Here is a 17,323-nt window from a genome sequence, read left to right as displayed (position 1 = left end):
ACGAGAATCATTTTGTTAAAGGAGTCATTTGTAAGAAATGTAATCATCATCCAATGATAAGAGAGTATAAAGGATGGTTATGTCCCCGCTGTAAAAATCGGGACGCTAAAGCACACAAACGCGATCTTCTAGATTATTTTCTGCTTTACGGAGATATGATTACGAACAGGAAATGCCGGGATTATCTTGGGATAGGATCGCCATGGACATCACAGACCATTTTACAATCTATGAAGCTTGAACATACGGGGGTTAAAAAAGGATCAGTTTATCACGCCCCTACGCTGAGTGAATTTCCTCAACATTCTTACATTCCTGAAAAGATTAAATTGTACATGAAAAAACAGCATGTATACAGATAGTTTTTAACAAAGATAAAAAGGCAGCGTGATGCTGTCTTTTTTCCTTTGTTAGGTGCATTATAATTTTGCTTCTCCTGTTATATTTGTTTTTCTCCTGTTATATTTATTTTTCTCCTGATAAATTCATTCTTCTCCTGATAAATTCATTCTTCTCCTGATAAATTCATTCTTCTCCTGATAAATTCATTCTTCTCCTGATAAATTCATTCTTCTCCTGATAAATTCATTCTTCTCCTGATAAATTCATAAAGGCTAATCGCACATTTGCGATTAGCCTTTATTTCACTCAACCGGATTCACCGCTTCACGCAGCAGTTTCTCAAGTTCCTCCACAAAATCACGCTTCTGCTCGTCACTCCACTCAAGGGCCTCAGCCATATAATCAATCACCTTATCTTTATATTCCCGCACAAAATCAATATCGAAAAATAATGCCCCGGTTCGGCGTACGAAAAAATCGACTGGCTTGTATGTCATTTCGTGTTCGATGGCATATTTCAACTCGGCAAAGACAATTGGATCAATGCCAGCTTCTTCAGCATTCACCTGCTCTTCCTGAAAATACTCAAAAATCGTATCGATATTTGCTCCGTATTTCTGAATCAGGAACAGTGCCGTTTCCTCATCAACACCAAGTGCAACTGCTTCTTCAACTTTATGAGTTTTAAAGCGCGCAAAACCACTGGAACCACCAACTTCACCACCTGAAATAGGCAGATGCTCTGTTTCAGATTCCGAATATAAAATTCCTTCTTCTTTTTTCAACTGTTCCACAATAGTATTAACAGCGTCCTCCGCCATCTTGCGGTATCCTGTCAGTTTGCCGCCTGCCATGGAAATCAGCCCGGAATCAGAAATAAATATTTCATCTTTTCGGGAGATTTCATCCGGGTCTTCTTTTCCTTCTTCAGCGATTAATGGCCGCAAACCGGCATAACTGGATTCCACGTCATCCCTGTTCATTTCCAATGCAGGAAAAATATAATTGATTGCATCCAGCAGATAATCCTGATCAGCGGCAGTCATGACAGGATGAGAAATATCACCATCATAGCTCGTATCCGTTGTTCCCACATAAGTTTTTTTATTCCGTGGAATCGCAAAAATCATCCTTCCGTCTGGTGCATCAAAGTAAATTGCCTGCTGCAGCGGGAATCGTTTTTTTGGAAAAACAAGATGTACACCTTTAGTCAGGTGCAGCGTTTTTCCTGTTTTTGAACCATCGATTTCACGCAAATTATCAACCCATGGACCGCCGGCATTAATAATTTTTTTAGCAAAAACGTTATGCTGTTCACCACTGAGTTGATCTTCAACGACTGCCCCAACAACACTCCCGGATTCATAAATGAAATCAATGACCTTTGCATAGTTAATTGCATGTGCACCTTTTTGCACCGCTTTTTTCATCACTTCGATTGTCAGGCGGGCATCATCAGTTTTGTATTCCACATAATACCCCGCACCTTTCAGATCTTCCTTTTTAACAAGTGGTTCTTTTTCCAGTGCCTCCTCGGGGTTCAGCATTTCCCGCCGTTCTCCTTTTTTAACACCTGCCAAAAAGTCGTATACACGTAATCCAATGTTCGTTGTGAATGGTCCGAAATTGCCGCCTTTGTAAAATGGGAGCATCATCCACTCCGGAGTCGTCACGTGTGGACCATTTTCATAAACAATCGCACGTTCTTTCCCTACTTCGGAAACCATTCCCACTTCAAATTGCTTCAAATAGCGAAGACCGCCATGGACAAGCTTTGTTGATCGGCTGGATGTACCGGCAGCAAAGTCCTGCATCTCAACTACTGCCGTGTTTAACCCGCGTGTGACAGCGTCCAGGGAAATTCCCGATCCGGTTATTCCGCCGCCGATTATCAGCACGTCCAATTCCTTATTTTCTATTTGCTTATACATTGCATCTCGTTTGTAGCTTGAAAAGTCTCCCATTTGTACACACCCCGCTGCGTTTCTCTCTATTATTTTTACCCTGATCTATTATTTAAATGCCTGTGCTGCCTTAACTGCTTTTTTCCATCCGTCATAATACTCTTCCCGTTCTTCCTCCGATAAATCGGGTTCGAACGTCCGATCCATTTTCCATTGCTCAGCAATTTCCTCTTTGCTTTTCCAGAATCCAACCGCCAAACCGGCTAAGTATGCGGCACCTAATGCTGTTGATTCATTCAAAACCGGCCGTTCGACTGAAACCCCGAGCATATCACTTTGAAATTGCATGAGGAAATCATTTTTAACTGCACCACCATCAACGCGCAAAGCTTTTAAATCAATTCCGGAGTCAGCAATCATCGCATCGACAACATCACGTGTCTGAAATGCCAGTGATTCCAGTGTCGCCCTGACAAAATGCTCTTTTTTCGTCCCGCGGGTCAGTCCGAACACTGCACCACGAACATCACTGTCCCAATACGGTGTTCCCAGTCCGACGAACGCCGGAACAACATAGACTCCTTCCGACGAATCCACAGCTTTTGCGAGTGGTTCACTTTCGGGTGAGCTGTTGATAAGCTTCAGTCCATCACGCAACCATTGAATCGCTGAGCCGGCAACAAAAATACTTCCCTCAAGTGCATATTCAACTTTACCGTCAACTCCCCAGGCAAGTGTTGTCAACAGGCCATTATCTGATTGCACGCCCTTTTCCCCGGTATTAAGCAGCATAAAACAGCCTGTGCCATATGTGTTTTTTGCCATTCCTTTTTCAAAACAGGCCTGCCCGAATAATGCCGCCTGCTGGTCACCGGCAATCCCTGCAATGGGAATTTCATGACCATAAAAGTGATAATCGGCTGTTTTCCCATAAATCTCCGAGGACTCCCTGACCTCAGGAAGCATTGATCCCGGAACACCAAGGATATCAAGTAATTCCTCATCCCATTTCAAGTCATAAATATTGTACATCAACGTTCTGGAAGCATTCGAATAGTCTGTCACGTGCTGCTTTCCGCCAGTCAGTTTGTACACCAGCCACGTATCAATTGTGCCAAATAATAAGTCACCATTTCCCGCTTTTTCCCTGGCACCATCGACATTGTCCAAAATCCATTTGACTTTGGTTCCGGCAAAATAAGGATCAAGCAGCAGACCGGTTTTATCCCGGAACAAATCATTGTATCCATCTTCTCTTAGTTGTTTACAAATATCAGCTGTCTGCCGTGATTGCCAGACAATTGCTTTGTAAATAGGTTTTCCTGTATTTTTATCCCAAACTACCGTTGTTTCACGCTGATTGGTAATCCCGATTCCTGCAATTTGGACCGGGTCAACATCCGCCTTTCTTAGCACGTCGGAAATACAGGCAAGCATCGATGTCCAAATTTCCGTTGCATCATGCTCTACCCATCCCGGTTTAGGAAAAAATTGCTCAAATTCTTTTTGGCCGGTTTCCACAATTTCTCCGTTATAATTAAACAAAATAGCCCGTGAGCTCGTTGTTCCCTGGTCAAGTGCCAATATGTACTTTTCCATAGTTTACCCCTCCATAAACATCTTTCTAAAAGATTTCTCGATTTAAACTGTATTTCCCTGCAAAATCCTCTATAATTATCTTCCCAAAGAAACGTCAAAAATAACAACAATATAAAAAAAGACCATACTAAAGTATGATCTCAATCTAGCTATCGTCTTCCATCCGGTGTTCCATCTCTTCCTTCGTATAAATAACCGCCATCGGATTCCCGCCAACAAAAGCGCCCGCAGGTACATCCTTATTTACAAGTGTAGAAGCCGAGACTACTGCCCCGTCACCAATGGTTACCCCCGGGAGAATCGTAGTGTTGGCACCGATCAGGACATCATTGCCAATAACCACTTCACCAATCCGGTACTCCTTTATCAAATATTCATGCGCCAATATCGTTGTATTATAGCCGATTACACTGTTCGAACCGACTGATATTTTTTCGGGAAACATAATATCCGGCATTACCATCAATGCAAAGGCTGTTTGCTTACCAACCTTCATCCGCAAAAACGTTCGATAGAGCCAATTTTTCACATTTAATAAAGGGATATATCTGCCAACCTGAATAAAGATGAAATTTTTCATCACCTTCCAGAATGACACGGTTTTATATATTTGCCATAATGAATTGGCATGTTCAACAGGGTATCGCTCCGTTTTCCGCATTGTCTACACTCCTGTAATTTTCAACAAATCCAGCATATCATCAAGCATGTATGTTGGTTTATATGTTGTTAACCTCTCTTTACCTTTTAGTGACCAGGCAACTCCGGCAGTTTGAATACCTGCATTTTGGCCAGCCTCAATATCATGATTGCTGTCACCAACCATCAACGTTGAGCTGGCATCGGCATCCAGTTCCTTCATCGCTTTGATGATCGGCTCTGGATTCGGCTTGGCATGCACGACATCATCAAGCGTAATAACGGTATTAAAAAATCGGTCCAGCCCAGTGACTTTTAACCCCATATCAACTGTTCCGCGCATTTTTGTGGTAACAATTCCGAGCTTGAAATTTTCTTTATTCAATTGCTCAATTGTTTCAATAACATTTGGGAAAGCAACTACATAATTATCATGGTGATACAAATTATGTTCGCGGTATGTTGCAATCATCGGTTCCACCTGATCAGGACCAAACTGGTAAAACGAATCCCTTAATGGCGGTCCGATGAATTCAATTGCTTCTTCCCTTGTAAGTTCTTTTCCATATTCCTTAAACGTGTGTATGAATGATTCAATAATCAGTTCATTTGTATCAATCAGTGTGCCGTCAAGATCAAAGAGTATTGTATGAATGCTCATGCGATGTTTCCTTCCTTTTTCGATAATCAATACGTTTCCAGACAAACGCAACAGCCATGGTTAATAGTATTGCCGTAATCAGTCGGATTAACAGTAACGGAAGGACAGGAATCCCGAGCGGAATGAAAATCACTGTATCTTCTACCACCGCGTGGCAGGAAACCAGAAAAATCAGCGCCAGATACATATCCCTCCGCGACACTCCATCTTCCTCCACAGCCTGGATCATCAGCCCTGCACCGTAAGCAAGCCCAATTGTCAGTCCGGCCACAAGTGTCATGGATGTGTTTTTTTCCATGCCAAGCATTCTGGTAAATGGAGCAAACTTATCCGAAATGATTGTTAACCAGCCTTTTTCCCGTAAGAACTGCATGACGATCATTATCGGAATGACAATAAGTGCTAACTGCACAACAGCAATAATCGCTGTTTGTAACCCATGCAGAACAATTTCATTCCAGCCATCCATCACGGCCTCCGATGAAGAAATTAGACCATATTGTGCCTGTTCTGCCCCGCCATTCCATAATAAATTGATAATAATTGCCGAGATGATCGCCAACGACAGGCGAATTCCGGAAATAAGCCACCAGCTTACGCCAACTTTCGATGCAAGGGCAGATTCAATAAACAAATTATGCGAAAACGAGAGCATCACGGCCATGATAAATACTTCTTTTACTGTAAAATCAAACGATACAATCGCAGCAATTCCCGCATATAGATTCAGGGCATTTCCCAAAACAAGTGGAACAGCCGCTTCGCCACTCAATCCAATTAATCCCAAAAGCGGGCTGATTTGCTCAACAATCCAGGGTAAAATCGGTGTATATTGCAGAATCGTTACTAACAACGTAATAGGAAAAATAACCTTACCCAACATCCAGGTCACTTTAAGTCCCTGTTGTAAACCGCGGTATAAAATCCCAGTCAATCGTCCATCCCTCTTCCCAGCAAATTACTTTTTCTTCTTGACTTTTTTACCGTCATAATGTCTGTTTGCCAGACCTTTCTTACGACGGTAAACAATGATTGCAACCATCACCAGAATAAGTGCCACAGAAATGAACTGTGCCATACGAATTTCAGTTCCCGGAATATATAAGCTATCCGTCCGCATTCCTTCAACAAAGAAACGCCCGATCGAATAAGCAATAACGTAACTCAGGAACACTTCTCCGCGCAAAGGATTTTTGCGGCGTAAAACAAGCAGGAAAATAAAAACTAATACGTTCCAGAATGATTCATATAAAAAAGTTGGATGATACATGACACCTTCAATGCACATTTGATTCATAATAAAATCAGGTAAATATGTATGAAAACTATTATACGTGGCCTCAGAAATCGGCCCCCCATGTGCTTCCTGATTCATAAAGTTTCCCCAGCGGCCAATTGCCTGACCCAGAATTAGGCTTGGCGCAGCAATGTCAGCCAGCTGCCAGAATGATACTTTTTGGACACGGGCATAAATGACTGCTGTTAACACAGCACCAATCAGGGCACCGTGAATCGCAATTCCGCCTTCCCAGACAGCAAAAACATCCCACCATGGACCGCCAACATAACGATCCCACTCAAATATCACGTAATAAATCCGCGCAAAAAGAATCGATATTGGAATTGCAAAAACAACAAGGTCAACCATTAAATCCTTTTTTAAGCCTAACCGGTCGGATTCTCTTGTAGCCAAATAAAGACCCAGAAAAGCTCCTGTAGCAATAATTACTCCATACCAATAGATAGGCAAGGGACCAATTTGCAGAAAAACACGGTCCAGTACGGGTGCACTACAACTCAATACAATCACTCCTGTCCTGATTCATCTGATTCCTGTTCAATCATTGTTGTCAGTCGTTCGGAAAATTCCTCAGCAGCATTAACACCCATTCGTTTCAGCCGGAAATTCATTGCTGCAACTTCAATAATAACAGCAAGGTTCCTCCCCGGACGAACAGGAATTGTTGCTTTCGGAAGACTTACATCCATTATTTTCATCGTTTCTTCATCCAGTCCAAGGCGATCATACTGTTTTTTCTGATCCCAAAGCTCCAGATTAATAATCAGTGTTATTTTTTTATGGCTCCGGACAGCCCCGGCACCAAAAAGTGTCATTACATTGATAATCCCAAGTCCGCGTATTTCAAGCAGATGTTCAATCAACGGCGGCGGATTCCCAATTAAACTATCATAATCTTCCTGACGAATTTCCACACTGTCATCTGCGACAAGTCGATGACCCCGTTTCACCAGTTCCAGTGCTGTTTCACTTTTACCAACACCACTTTGTCCGGTAATCAGAACTCCAACACCGTAAATATCGACCAATACACCATGAATAGCAGTGAATGGAGCAAATTTTGCTTCCAAGTAGTTAGTAAGCCTGCTTATAACACGGGTTGTTTTTCTTGGGGAATGTAGAATTGGCACGCCTGATTTATTGGCAGCTTCCAACATAACATCAGGAATCTCCATCCCCCTTGATATAACAATGCCTGGTGTAACGTCCGTGCACAACTTTTCCATACGGTCCTTTTTGTTTTCATCCGTCAGATCAAGAAAATAAGCCATCTCCGTTTTGCCGATTAACTGCAGGCGTTCTTTCGGATAGTATTTAAAATATCCGGTCATTTCAATCCCCGGACGGGAAATATCACTCGTAATAATTTCTCTATGTACACCATCTTCCCCGGCGACCAGGGTCAGGTTGAAATTTTCCAGTAAATCTTTCGTACGGACTTTTGCCATTGATTGCAACCTCCATTGAAATCCACGATTACTGTTTTTTATTGTAGCATATTTTGACAGGTGGAAGTATGGATACTTTTTATAAAAACTGTTTTTGTAAAGATTGTTGTTTTTGACGCAAAAGACATATACTACGACATAACTGTCAAAAAAGAATTGAGTGCTATAACACCACTGCGGAAATGCACTCCGCTGGGTTTTGCTTTAAATAAAAAGATATATCAAGATTATTACACCATTAAAACCAGCAGCTGGAAAATGCAAATCACTGAGTCTGAATTGCAATTCCCGGTCCCCAAAACATGCAACCAACCTAACACCCTCTTCTACTATTATAATCGAATCTCAGGAGCAAAAGGTGGCAGAAATTTAATTTAAAAGATATGCCACTTTTTTAGATACACATTCGATTATATAAGTGAGAGGGATAAAAGAATATAAGAGGTTACATTAAAATAAAGTGTATATAGAATTAGTTTCAGTACATCTTGGAGTACGGAATTTGTTTAGTAAAGATTCCCTTTCTAAATTGACGAAAAACAACAATCTTAAGAAACAGCCCTCATAAGAAATCGCAGGAATACACCTGCGAATAATCCATCTATTTCACTGTATCCTTAACTAACTTATTTAACAGCAAATTCAATATTGAAATAACAACCGCAGCGATAATTGCTGTGCCGAATCCAGCAATAACAAATGAATCATCCATTACTCCCTGGGTAATCATCAGTGTGATGGCATTAATTACAAATAAAAACAAACCAAGGGTTAAAAAGGTGATTGGCAGCGTTAATACTATTAAAATCGGTTTAATTATAGTATTAAGAATGGCTAATATAATACTTGCTAAGAGTGCGGTACCAAACCCGTCAAGCTGAAACCCGTCAAAAAGCTGTGCAACTGCTATCAGTGCAACCGCATTTAAAAAAATGGATATAACCCAGCGAAGCAGCATTTAACGAACCTCACTTTCCTTAGGAATCACAAACAAACCAATTATATAAACAAAAACTCCGGTTCCACCCATAAAAATAGTTGCCACAAACAACAAGCGGATGATTGTCGGATCAATATTAAAGTACTCGGCAAGTCCGCCGCATATTCCACCAATCATCAGATTGGATTCTGACCGGTATAATCGCTTAGCCATGATTAACTCCCACCCCTCGATCTTTTATTAATCAAACTTCCAAATGTAAAACTGCTCTTTCCCCAGTCGTTTCTTCGCCTCTTCTTTCAGGTCGTCCTCCAGTTCAGGGTTGTTACTAATACTTTTTAAAACCCCGCTCGCCTGTGATTTATGAGCAGAGATAGCCTTCATTTTTTGATCGAAAACTGCTGTCACATCATTACTGACATCAGGTTTACCAAGTTCTTCAAAATAATTATTCGTAATTGCCTGTGCCCAAACTTCCGGGCGGCTTTCAGGGTCCATCAGACGAACTGCTTCAATCGCCGCAGCGCCCAATGCATTATGATCAGGATGTACAGCATGCTCCGGATAATGTGTAATCACTAAACTTGGATTGATTTCTTCTAAAATCCCTTTTAAATGTTCCGAAACTTCCCGCCTGTCCTCAAACTCCAATGTTTTATCTCTGTACCCAAGAAGAAGCAGCTTAATATCGAGTATTTCACATGCTTCTTTTATTTCTTCCTTCCGAATTTCCGGAAGCGTCTCTCTGTTAGCAAAAGTGGGCGAACCCATATTTCTTCCCATTTCACCCAGTGTTCCACATAAATAGGTTACCGGTACACCTTGTTCACGATACTTCATAATCGTCCCGGCTGCCCCAAATGACTCATCATCCGGATGCGGGTAAATAACCACAACATGTCTTTCCATATCTATCACCTTACCTCCACATTAATAACGAAATGGTGTTTCACTTATTTGTAAAGAAACCATTAAGCGGCCCTCACGATCATGTCCGGCAATCAGCAGTTGGTTATCACCGTGAATCGTCCAATCAGTTAACCCCTCTGCATAAATCCAGCCAATCTCCATTTTCAGCCCAACACGATACGTCTTTCCATTTCCAACAATTTTTGCCTGATTAAATTTCACTTGCGCATTACGGATATATGCCCCAACATTGTATGCTTTATTGTTATGATGACTGGCATAAGCCCCATTTGTCGTTTCTAAATGAACATATACATCTTTATTTATAAACTCTTCCAATCTAGTTTGAACTTCTTTTATATCAATAGGTTTCATGCTATGCGTCCTCCCTGGCAATCCTTCTCATTTTACCTTACCGAAACGTCAGGAATGCGTCAAAAGTTTTGATTGCGAAAGATTCGCCCGATTACGGGTTTTTTCGTGGGGGTAATGTGTTCCTTCTGCCGATAATTTGATTCTTCTGCTGATGTTCTAGTTCTTCTGCCGATGTTTTGGCTGTTCTGCCGATGTTCCTGCTTATCTGCTGATGTTTCGGCTTATCTGCCGATGTTCCTGCTAATCTGCCGATGTTTCAATTCTTCTGCCGATATCCCGCACTACTCAAAAAAAAGCAGTGAACCCTACAAGATTCACTGCCTCTTATCTACTTCGAACCAACTTTTTCCCGCTTCTTCATATCTTTTTCCATACGTCCCCGATCACGTTCAAGCACCGGTTTCAAATAACGCCCCGTATAAGATCCTTCTGTTTCAGCGATTTGCTCCGGTGTTCCGGCAGCAATTATCTGTCCGCCACGGTCACCGCCTTCAGGGCCAAGGTCAACAATATGGTCTGCTGTCTTAATTACATCGAGGTTATGCTCAATGATTAACACAGAATCTCCATTTTCAACCAGCCGCTGCAGTACATCTAATAATCGCTTAATATCATCTGTATGAAGTCCTGTTGTCGGCTCATCCAAGATATAAAATGACTTTCCGTTTGACCGGCGATGAAGTTCACTGGCAAGCTTAACCCGTTGAGCTTCTCCGCCTGATAATGTTGTTGCGGGCTGACCGAGCTTAACATAGCCAAGACCAACATCAAAAATCGTTTGCAGCTTGCGTTTTATTTTAGGGATATTTTCAAAAAACTCCAATGCTTCCTCAATTGTCATTTCAAGAACATCCGCTATGCTTTTGCCTTTATATTTTACTTCCAATGTCTCACGGTTATAGCGGCTTCCGTGACATACTTCACATGGAACATAAACATCCGGCAAGAAGTGCATTTCTATTTTGATAATCCCGTCACCATGACATGCTTCACAGCGGCCGCCTTTAACATTAAAGCTGAATCTTCCCTTTTTATACCCGCGTATCTTGGCCTCATTTGTCTGGGCGAAGACATCACGGATATTATCGAACACACCAGTATATGTTGCCGGGTTCGAACGAGGTGTCCGGCCTATTGGTGACTGGTCGATATCGATTACCTTCTCAATATTTTTAATTCCATTCACGCGCTTGTGTTTACCAGGCTTATGTTTTGCCCGGTGCAATTGCTTTGACAGTGATTTATGCAGGATTTCGTTAACGAGTGTACTTTTTCCGGAGCCGGAAACACCAGTAACAACCGTCATTAATCCAATCGGAAACTTTGCAGTGACATTCTTCAGATTATTTTCCTCGGCACCAACGATTTCAATTTTCTTTTTCGTTGGTTTCCTGCGTTTCAATGGCAGTGGCACATATTTATCACCTGACAGATATTTTCCTGTCAGTGAGTCTTTATTTTTCATTACCTTTTCCGGAGTACCACTGGCTACAATTTCACCGCCATGTTCACCTGCACCAGGACCGATATCGACTAAGTAATCAGCAGCAAGCATTGTGTCCTCATCATGTTCAACAACAATCAGTGTATTATCAAGGTCACGCATCTGCTTCAATGTATTAATCAAACGATTATTGTCACGCTGATGCAGACCTATTGAAGGTTCATCGAGGACGTACAGCACGCCTGTCAGTGCTGATCCAATTTGTGTAGCCAGACGGATCCGCTGTGCTTCCCCGCCTGATAATGTTCCGGCAGCACGGGACATTGTCAGATATTCAAGTCCAACATTATTTAAAAAGTTCAATCGATTATCAATTTCCTTCAGAATCATCTGGGCAATTTGTTCTTCTTTTTCCGTCAGTTCAAGGTTCTGAAAAAAGTCGATAGCCTCGGTGATGGAAAAGTCGGTAACCTGACTGATGTGCATATTATTGACCAATACTGCTAAGGCACCTTCTTTAAGCCGGTATCCCTTACACGTTGGACACTTCTTTTGCGCCATATATTTCCCGAGCGTTTCCCGGATAAAATCAGACGATGTTTCCTTGTAACGACGGGCGATATTGTTCAAAACACCTTCAAAAAGAATGTCATTATCACGTACCTTGCCAAAATCATTTACATAGTGGAAGTGGATCTTCTCTTTACCGCTTCCATATAGAATAATGTCCATCTGATTTTTCGGAATATCTTTGACAGGTGTATTCATGTCAATTCCATAATGGTCACAAACACTCTTCAAGAGCTGCGGATAGTATTGTGAGCTAATTGGCTCCCATGCAGCAATCGCATGTTCTTTTAATGAAAGGTCCCAATCCGGAATAACCAGATCAAGGTCTACCTCCAAATTAGTTCCCAGCCCATCACACGTTGGACATGCACCAAACGGGCTGTTAAAGGAAAATAACCGTGGTTCCAGTTCGCCAATGGAGAAACCGCATATCGGACATGCATGGTTCTCATTGAACATTAGCTCTTCATCACCGATTACATCCACAATTATTTTCCCTTCACCTAATCCAAGCGCTGTTTCAATTGAATCACTAAGACGGCCGGAAATACCATCTTTGACAACAATCCGGTCAATAACAACTTCAATGGAATGCTTTTTGTTTTTTTCAAGATTAATGTCATCGGTTACTTCGCGCATTTCATTGTCAACACGAATCCGCACATAACCTTCCTGCTTCAGCTTTTCAAACGTTTTGACATGCTCACCTTTACGACCGGAAACAACCGGTGCAAGGATTTGCATTTTCGTTCGCTCCGGATATTCCAGAATTCGGTCGACCATTTGCTGTACTGTTTGTGAAGTAATTTCAATACCATGTTTTGGACACGTTGGCCGGCCTGCGCGGGCATAGAGCAACCGTAAATAATCGTAAATTTCCGTAACGGTACCAACTGTTGACCTCGGGTTCCTGCTTGTCGTTTTCTGATCAATCGAGATTGCAGGAGATAACCCGTCAATCGCATCAACATCAGGCTTATCCATCTGCCCTAAAAATTGACGTGCATATGCAGATAGTGATTCAACGTAACGACGCTGCCCCTCTGCATAAATCGTATCAAAAGCAAGTGAAGACTTGCCCGATCCGGACAAACCTGTTAAGACGACAAGGTTATTTTTTGGAATGGTTACATCAACATTTTTTAAATTATGGGCACGAGCACCCTGGATTTTAATAGACTTACTAGGCATGAACAGGTCATCCTTCCGCTTTTAGTTCAAGTATTATATCACGAAGCTCTGCAGCCTTCTCGAAATCAAGCGCTTTGGCTGCATCCTTCATTTCTTTTTCCATATTATCAATCATCTTTGACTTCTCCGTTTTTGAAAGCTTAGCGACACTTACTTTATTATCTTTATATTCTTCCTGGTCCTCAGCTGCAACGGTTGCTTTAATGACATCACGTACTTCTTTGCGAATTGTAGTCGGTGTTATATTGTGTTCTTCGTTATATGCCATCTGTTTTTCACGACGCCGGTTTGTTTCATCAATCGCCACTTGCATAGAGTTGGTAATGCGGTCAGCATACATGACAACTTCTCCGTTCTCATTACGTGCTGCACGGCCCATTGTCTGGATAAGTGACCGTTCGGAGCGCAGAAAGCCTTCCTTATCCGCATCCAGAATAGCTACCAGCGAAACTTCAGGAATATCGAGACCCTCACGTAATAAGTTAATCCCTACAAGAACATCGTATTTTCCCACACGCAAGTCACGAATAACTTCTATTCGTTCAAGAGTTTTAATTTCCGAATGTAAATAGGCAACCTTTATACCAATTTCCTTCAGATAATCCGTTAAATCTTCGGACATTTTCTTTGTCAGCGTTGTAACCAGAACACGTTCATTCCGCTCCGACCGTTTGTTTATTTCCTCAATCAAATTATCAATTTGGCCGTCAATTGGCCGGACATCAATTTTAGGATCCAATAAACCGGTAGGGCGAATGATTTGCTCGGTAACCCCCGGTGAATGCTCCGACTCATATGGTCCCGGTGTTGCCGAAACATAAATCAGCTGGTTTGTCGCTTTTTCAAATTCATCAAATTTTAATGGACGGTTATCAAGTGCTGAAGGTAAACGGAATCCATGATCAACAAGCACCTGTTTTCGCGCCCTGTCACCATTATACATTCCGCGCACCTGTGGCAATGTAACGTGTGACTCATCGACAACTACCAGAAAATCATCCGGAAAGAAATCCAGCAGTGTATAAGGTGTTGACCCTGGCTCACGAAACGTTAAATGGCGTGAATAGTTTTCGATGCCTGAACAGAATCCCATCTCATTCATCATTTCCAAATCATAATTTGTTCGTTGCTCCAACCGCTGTGCTTCCAGCAATTTATTTTCCGCACGCAGTTTCTTTAATTGTTCCTCAAGTTCTTTTTCGATATTTTTAATCGCCTTTTTCAGCTTTTCTTCACGTGTTACGAAGTGGGATGCCGGGAAAATAGCTATATGCTCACGGTCACCGATTATCTCGCCGGTTAATGCATCCACTTCCCGAATCCGGTCAATTTCGTCACCAAAAAACTCAATGCGAATACAGTGTTCTTCCCTTGATGCCGGGATAATCTCAACTGAATCTCCACGCACGCGAAATGTACCGCGCTGAAAGTTTATATCATTTCTCGCATACTGAATATCGACCAGATCACGCAGCAGCTGGTCACGGTCTTTCTCCATCCCCATTCGTAATGAAAGCACCTGGCTCTCATAGTCTTCAGGAGAACCTAAACCGTAGATACACGAAACACTAGCCACAATCAGAACGTCACGACGCTCGAACAAAGATGATGTTGCCGAATGGCGAAGTTTATCAATTTCATCATTGATGCTTGCATCTTTTTCAATAAAGGTATCGGTCGACGGTACATACGCCTCCGGTTGATAGTAGTCGTAATAGCTAACAAAATACTCGACCGCATTATTCGGAAAATATTCCTTGAACTCGCTGTATAATTGGCCCGCCAGTGTTTTGTTATGTGCAATTACCAGTGTGGGACGGTTAATTTCCTGAACAACATTTGATACCGTAAATGTTTTCCCAGTACCGGTTGCACCCAATAATGTCTGATGACGTTGTCCGGCTTTTACTTTTTCAACAATTTCTTTTATTGCTTTTGGCTGATCCCCCTGTGGCTCGTACTGTGCCACAAGATCAAATTTATTTTCCACAAGGCAGTCCTCCGTTCATCAGTCTACCTAATATTCTATCACAATTATATACTAATTTTAACAGAAAAGCGAACAAATATTCGATTATTTGCTTTTCCTTCATATCCATTACCATTCTACCCGATTTACAGCCAAAAAATCATGCACAATGATTTCAAATGCATGATACCAGCAAATTACATATCTAACTAAAAGACTCTTTTCGTAAACTTTGATGTTTTTCAACTACAGTTGACGTAAAATGCGAAACAGTATTATTAAGTGGGGCTCTCTGACATAGCAGATAGAATATATTCGATTTCATAAGCTCTTGTTGGGGAGCCTACTCAGCATTCCTTTCCCGATTCTTACCTTGAGAAAAATATTTTAGAGAGGATTCCCCTTCCTTTTGTACTTCGTATTCGTGATGAAAGACATTTTTTTAGTTATTAGGCTTTCTTTTGTCCTTCATACCCCCAATGAACCACTTTTCATCGATGTTATTGCTTCCAATTGTGCTTCATACGCCTGATGAACCACTTTTCATCAACGTTTCCGCCTCCAATTGTCTTTCACAACCCGTCCTACCCGCAGGAGTACCACATCTCAAGAAAAACTTGCGACAAGAAGAGTACAAAAAGTTCAGCAGCCTCCCCCGGCTAAGAAGACACTGTGAAAACGTACTTTTTGAGCAGATGTCGCCTTGGTACCCGGAGGTGTGAAAGCAAAGTGTATTTTCGCAGCGGTTTTATAGCAATCAACTTTTTTTCAAAGTAGTTCGCAGTTTACAGAAAATGTGAAGTATATTTTCATTTCCTTAAGTGACGTAAATAGCAAATCTTTAAGAAAATGCGAACTAAAAAACATCAGCCCATACAGCTAATGTTTTTGGCTTAGTATTTGATTAATCACTATGGATAGAGACCTCTCATCCAAATGCTGGTGATAGGCATCAACGTTCTTATTGTACTTTTCATGCTTTTTTTCATCAGCAAAAAAATCAATGATTTGCTGTTCAACTAAATTATCATGTAATTCGACAGGCGTCACTAATCCTAATTGTTTTAAGTTGTCGGCATTGATTTTCTCCTGACCCGGCAGTGGGTTATACACAAATATTGGTTTCCGCTTCATTAAACATTCACTGACCGTTACCCCGCCAGGCTTTGTTACTACGGCATCGACCCTATCGTATAGTGCATTCATTTCACCTTTACTAGTCACATATGGAATCGGAGTTACAGACTGCCTTTTTTCGCGTACTAATTGTTCATATAATGCCTCGTTTTTTCCACAAAGCACAAAGTAATGAATCTTATCAGATGTTGAAGAAGCTAAAATCTTTTCTATAGCCCCAACGCCAAGACTCCCCCCGGTAACCAATATGGAAATTTCCTCAGATGATTCCCGCGAATGTTTCCCCAAATGAAAAACAGGATGAATTGGTATGCCGGTTATAAAAATCCGTTCTTCCTGAACACCTTTCTTCAATAAGTCTTCCTTAACCATTACAGACGGAACAAGGTGGTAATCAATTCCTTCGATTCCCCATATCCGGTTAACAAAATAGTCCGTATAAACATTTACCGTAATCGATTGCAGTTGTTCTTTCATTTTTAATACACTTGCAATGTTGGACGGGAGCGCGTGTGTACAGAAAAGAATATTGGGGTGTAACTGATTGGCAAGACGTTTCAAAAAATGCACAAATAAAGTCTCATACAGATAGTGTCTTCCAACCGGTGACCGCCGATATGCCGCATGCTGGTATATCCGGTCATAAACATCAGGAAACAGTCTGATCCACGTCAAATAAGCAGACGAAATGACCTTCTCCATTCGTCCGTAACTATACGATAAAATATCAACCTTATCGCAAATCATATCCTCCCGGGCTTGCTGCATTTCCTGGATTAACGCATCAGCAACATGGTGATGTCCGGTGGGAATTTGCATAAAAGGCAGGAATAATGCTTTCTTCTGTTCCATATTACTGCCTCCAACTAACATGATATGGCTTCAATTACCAATG

Annotated in this window: 15 protein-coding genes; 1 reads left to right on the top strand and 14 read right to left on the bottom strand. The window is 41.6% G+C overall.

The features are described 5' to 3' along the window. Window positions 1–644: 644 nt before the first annotated feature. The 7 genes from G6R02_RS04875 to hprK form a co-directional block, all read right to left on the bottom strand. Window positions 645–2,306 carry a glycerol-3-phosphate dehydrogenase/oxidase gene (locus tag G6R02_RS04875; RefSeq protein WP_164668128.1) on the bottom strand — a complete coding sequence of 554 codons (1,662 nt, stop codon included), beginning with the start codon at window positions 2,304–2,306 and terminating at the stop codon, window positions 645–647. A 48-nt stretch (window positions 2,307–2,354) separates the two neighbouring features. Beyond that, window positions 2,355–3,845: a glycerol kinase GlpK gene (gene glpK, locus G6R02_RS04870; RefSeq protein ID WP_164668127.1), complete on the bottom strand. Its 1,491-nt coding sequence runs from the start codon at window positions 3,843–3,845 to the stop codon at window positions 2,355–2,357. 145 nt (window positions 3,846–3,990) lie between these two features. Then, entirely contained in the window at window positions 3,991–4,506 is a 516-nt protein-coding gene (locus G6R02_RS04865) for an acyltransferase (RefSeq protein WP_164668126.1), read from the bottom strand. Window positions 4,507–4,509: 3 nt separating this feature from the next. Next, window positions 4,510–5,145 carry a pyrophosphatase PpaX gene (ppaX, locus tag G6R02_RS04860; RefSeq protein ID WP_164668125.1) on the bottom strand — a complete coding sequence of 212 codons (636 nt, stop codon included), beginning with the start codon at window positions 5,143–5,145 and terminating at the stop codon, window positions 4,510–4,512. Next, window positions 5,120–6,079: a nucleoside recognition domain-containing protein gene (locus G6R02_RS04855; RefSeq protein WP_164668124.1), complete on the bottom strand. Its 960-nt coding sequence runs from the start codon at window positions 6,077–6,079 to the stop codon at window positions 5,120–5,122. The genes ppaX and G6R02_RS04855 overlap by 26 nt, the downstream gene beginning before the upstream one ends. A gap of 24 nt (window positions 6,080–6,103) precedes the next feature. Continuing rightward, the gene (lgt, locus tag G6R02_RS04850) at window positions 6,104–6,946 is read right to left on the bottom strand and encodes a prolipoprotein diacylglyceryl transferase (RefSeq protein ID WP_164668123.1); all 843 of its coding nucleotides are present in this window, start codon (window positions 6,944–6,946) and stop codon (window positions 6,104–6,106) included. 5 nt (window positions 6,947–6,951) lie between these two features. After that, complete coding sequence (gene hprK / locus G6R02_RS04845) at window positions 6,952–7,893, bottom strand: HPr(Ser) kinase/phosphatase (RefSeq protein ID WP_164668122.1); 942 nt, start codon at window positions 7,891–7,893, stop codon at window positions 6,952–6,954. A gap of 60 nt (window positions 7,894–7,953) precedes the next feature. Between hprK and G6R02_RS04840 the strand changes: the two genes are divergently transcribed. Further along, window positions 7,954–8,271: a hypothetical protein gene (locus G6R02_RS04840; protein ID WP_164668121.1), complete on the top strand. Its 318-nt coding sequence runs from the start codon at window positions 7,954–7,956 to the stop codon at window positions 8,269–8,271. A 223-nt stretch (window positions 8,272–8,494) separates the two neighbouring features. Here G6R02_RS04840 and G6R02_RS04835 read toward each other — a convergent pair whose 3' ends face one another. From G6R02_RS04835 to G6R02_RS04805, 7 genes are all read right to left on the bottom strand, one after another. Further along, window positions 8,495–8,851, bottom strand: a complete 357-nt coding sequence (locus G6R02_RS04835) for a phage holin family protein (protein WP_164668120.1) — start codon at window positions 8,849–8,851, stop codon at window positions 8,495–8,497. Then, entirely contained in the window at window positions 8,852–9,046 is a 195-nt protein-coding gene (locus G6R02_RS04830; RefSeq protein ID WP_164668119.1) for a PspC domain-containing protein, read from the bottom strand. It lies immediately after the preceding gene. Window positions 9,047–9,073: 27 nt separating this feature from the next. After that, entirely contained in the window at window positions 9,074–9,742 is a 669-nt protein-coding gene (gene bshB2 / locus G6R02_RS04825) for a bacillithiol biosynthesis deacetylase BshB2 (protein ID WP_164668118.1), read from the bottom strand. Window positions 9,743–9,763: 21 nt separating this feature from the next. Then, a complete protein-coding gene (locus tag G6R02_RS04820) occupies window positions 9,764–10,117 on the bottom strand; it encodes a YojF family protein (RefSeq protein ID WP_164668117.1) in 354 nt (117 codons plus the stop codon). A gap of 328 nt (window positions 10,118–10,445) precedes the next feature. Beyond that, complete coding sequence (uvrA, locus tag G6R02_RS04815) at window positions 10,446–13,322, bottom strand: excinuclease ABC subunit UvrA (protein WP_164668116.1); 2,877 nt, start codon at window positions 13,320–13,322, stop codon at window positions 10,446–10,448. A 7-nt stretch (window positions 13,323–13,329) separates the two neighbouring features. Further along, window positions 13,330–15,312 (bottom strand): excinuclease ABC subunit UvrB, encoded by a 1,983-nt coding sequence (gene uvrB / locus G6R02_RS04810; RefSeq protein WP_164668115.1) that lies wholly within the window; start codon window positions 15,310–15,312, stop codon window positions 13,330–13,332. An 858-nt stretch (window positions 15,313–16,170) separates the two neighbouring features. After that, window positions 16,171–17,280, bottom strand: a complete 1,110-nt coding sequence (locus G6R02_RS04805; protein ID WP_164668113.1) for an MGDG synthase family glycosyltransferase — start codon at window positions 17,278–17,280, stop codon at window positions 16,171–16,173. Window positions 17,281–17,323 lie beyond the last annotated feature (43 nt).

The organism is Virgibacillus doumboii, assembly GCF_902806455.1.
Taxonomy (GTDB): Bacteria; Bacillota; Bacilli; order Bacillales; family Amphibacillaceae; genus Lentibacillus; species Lentibacillus doumboii.
The sequence above is the reverse complement of the archived record's forward strand: the minus strand, read 5'-3'. Positions and strand labels throughout refer to the sequence as shown.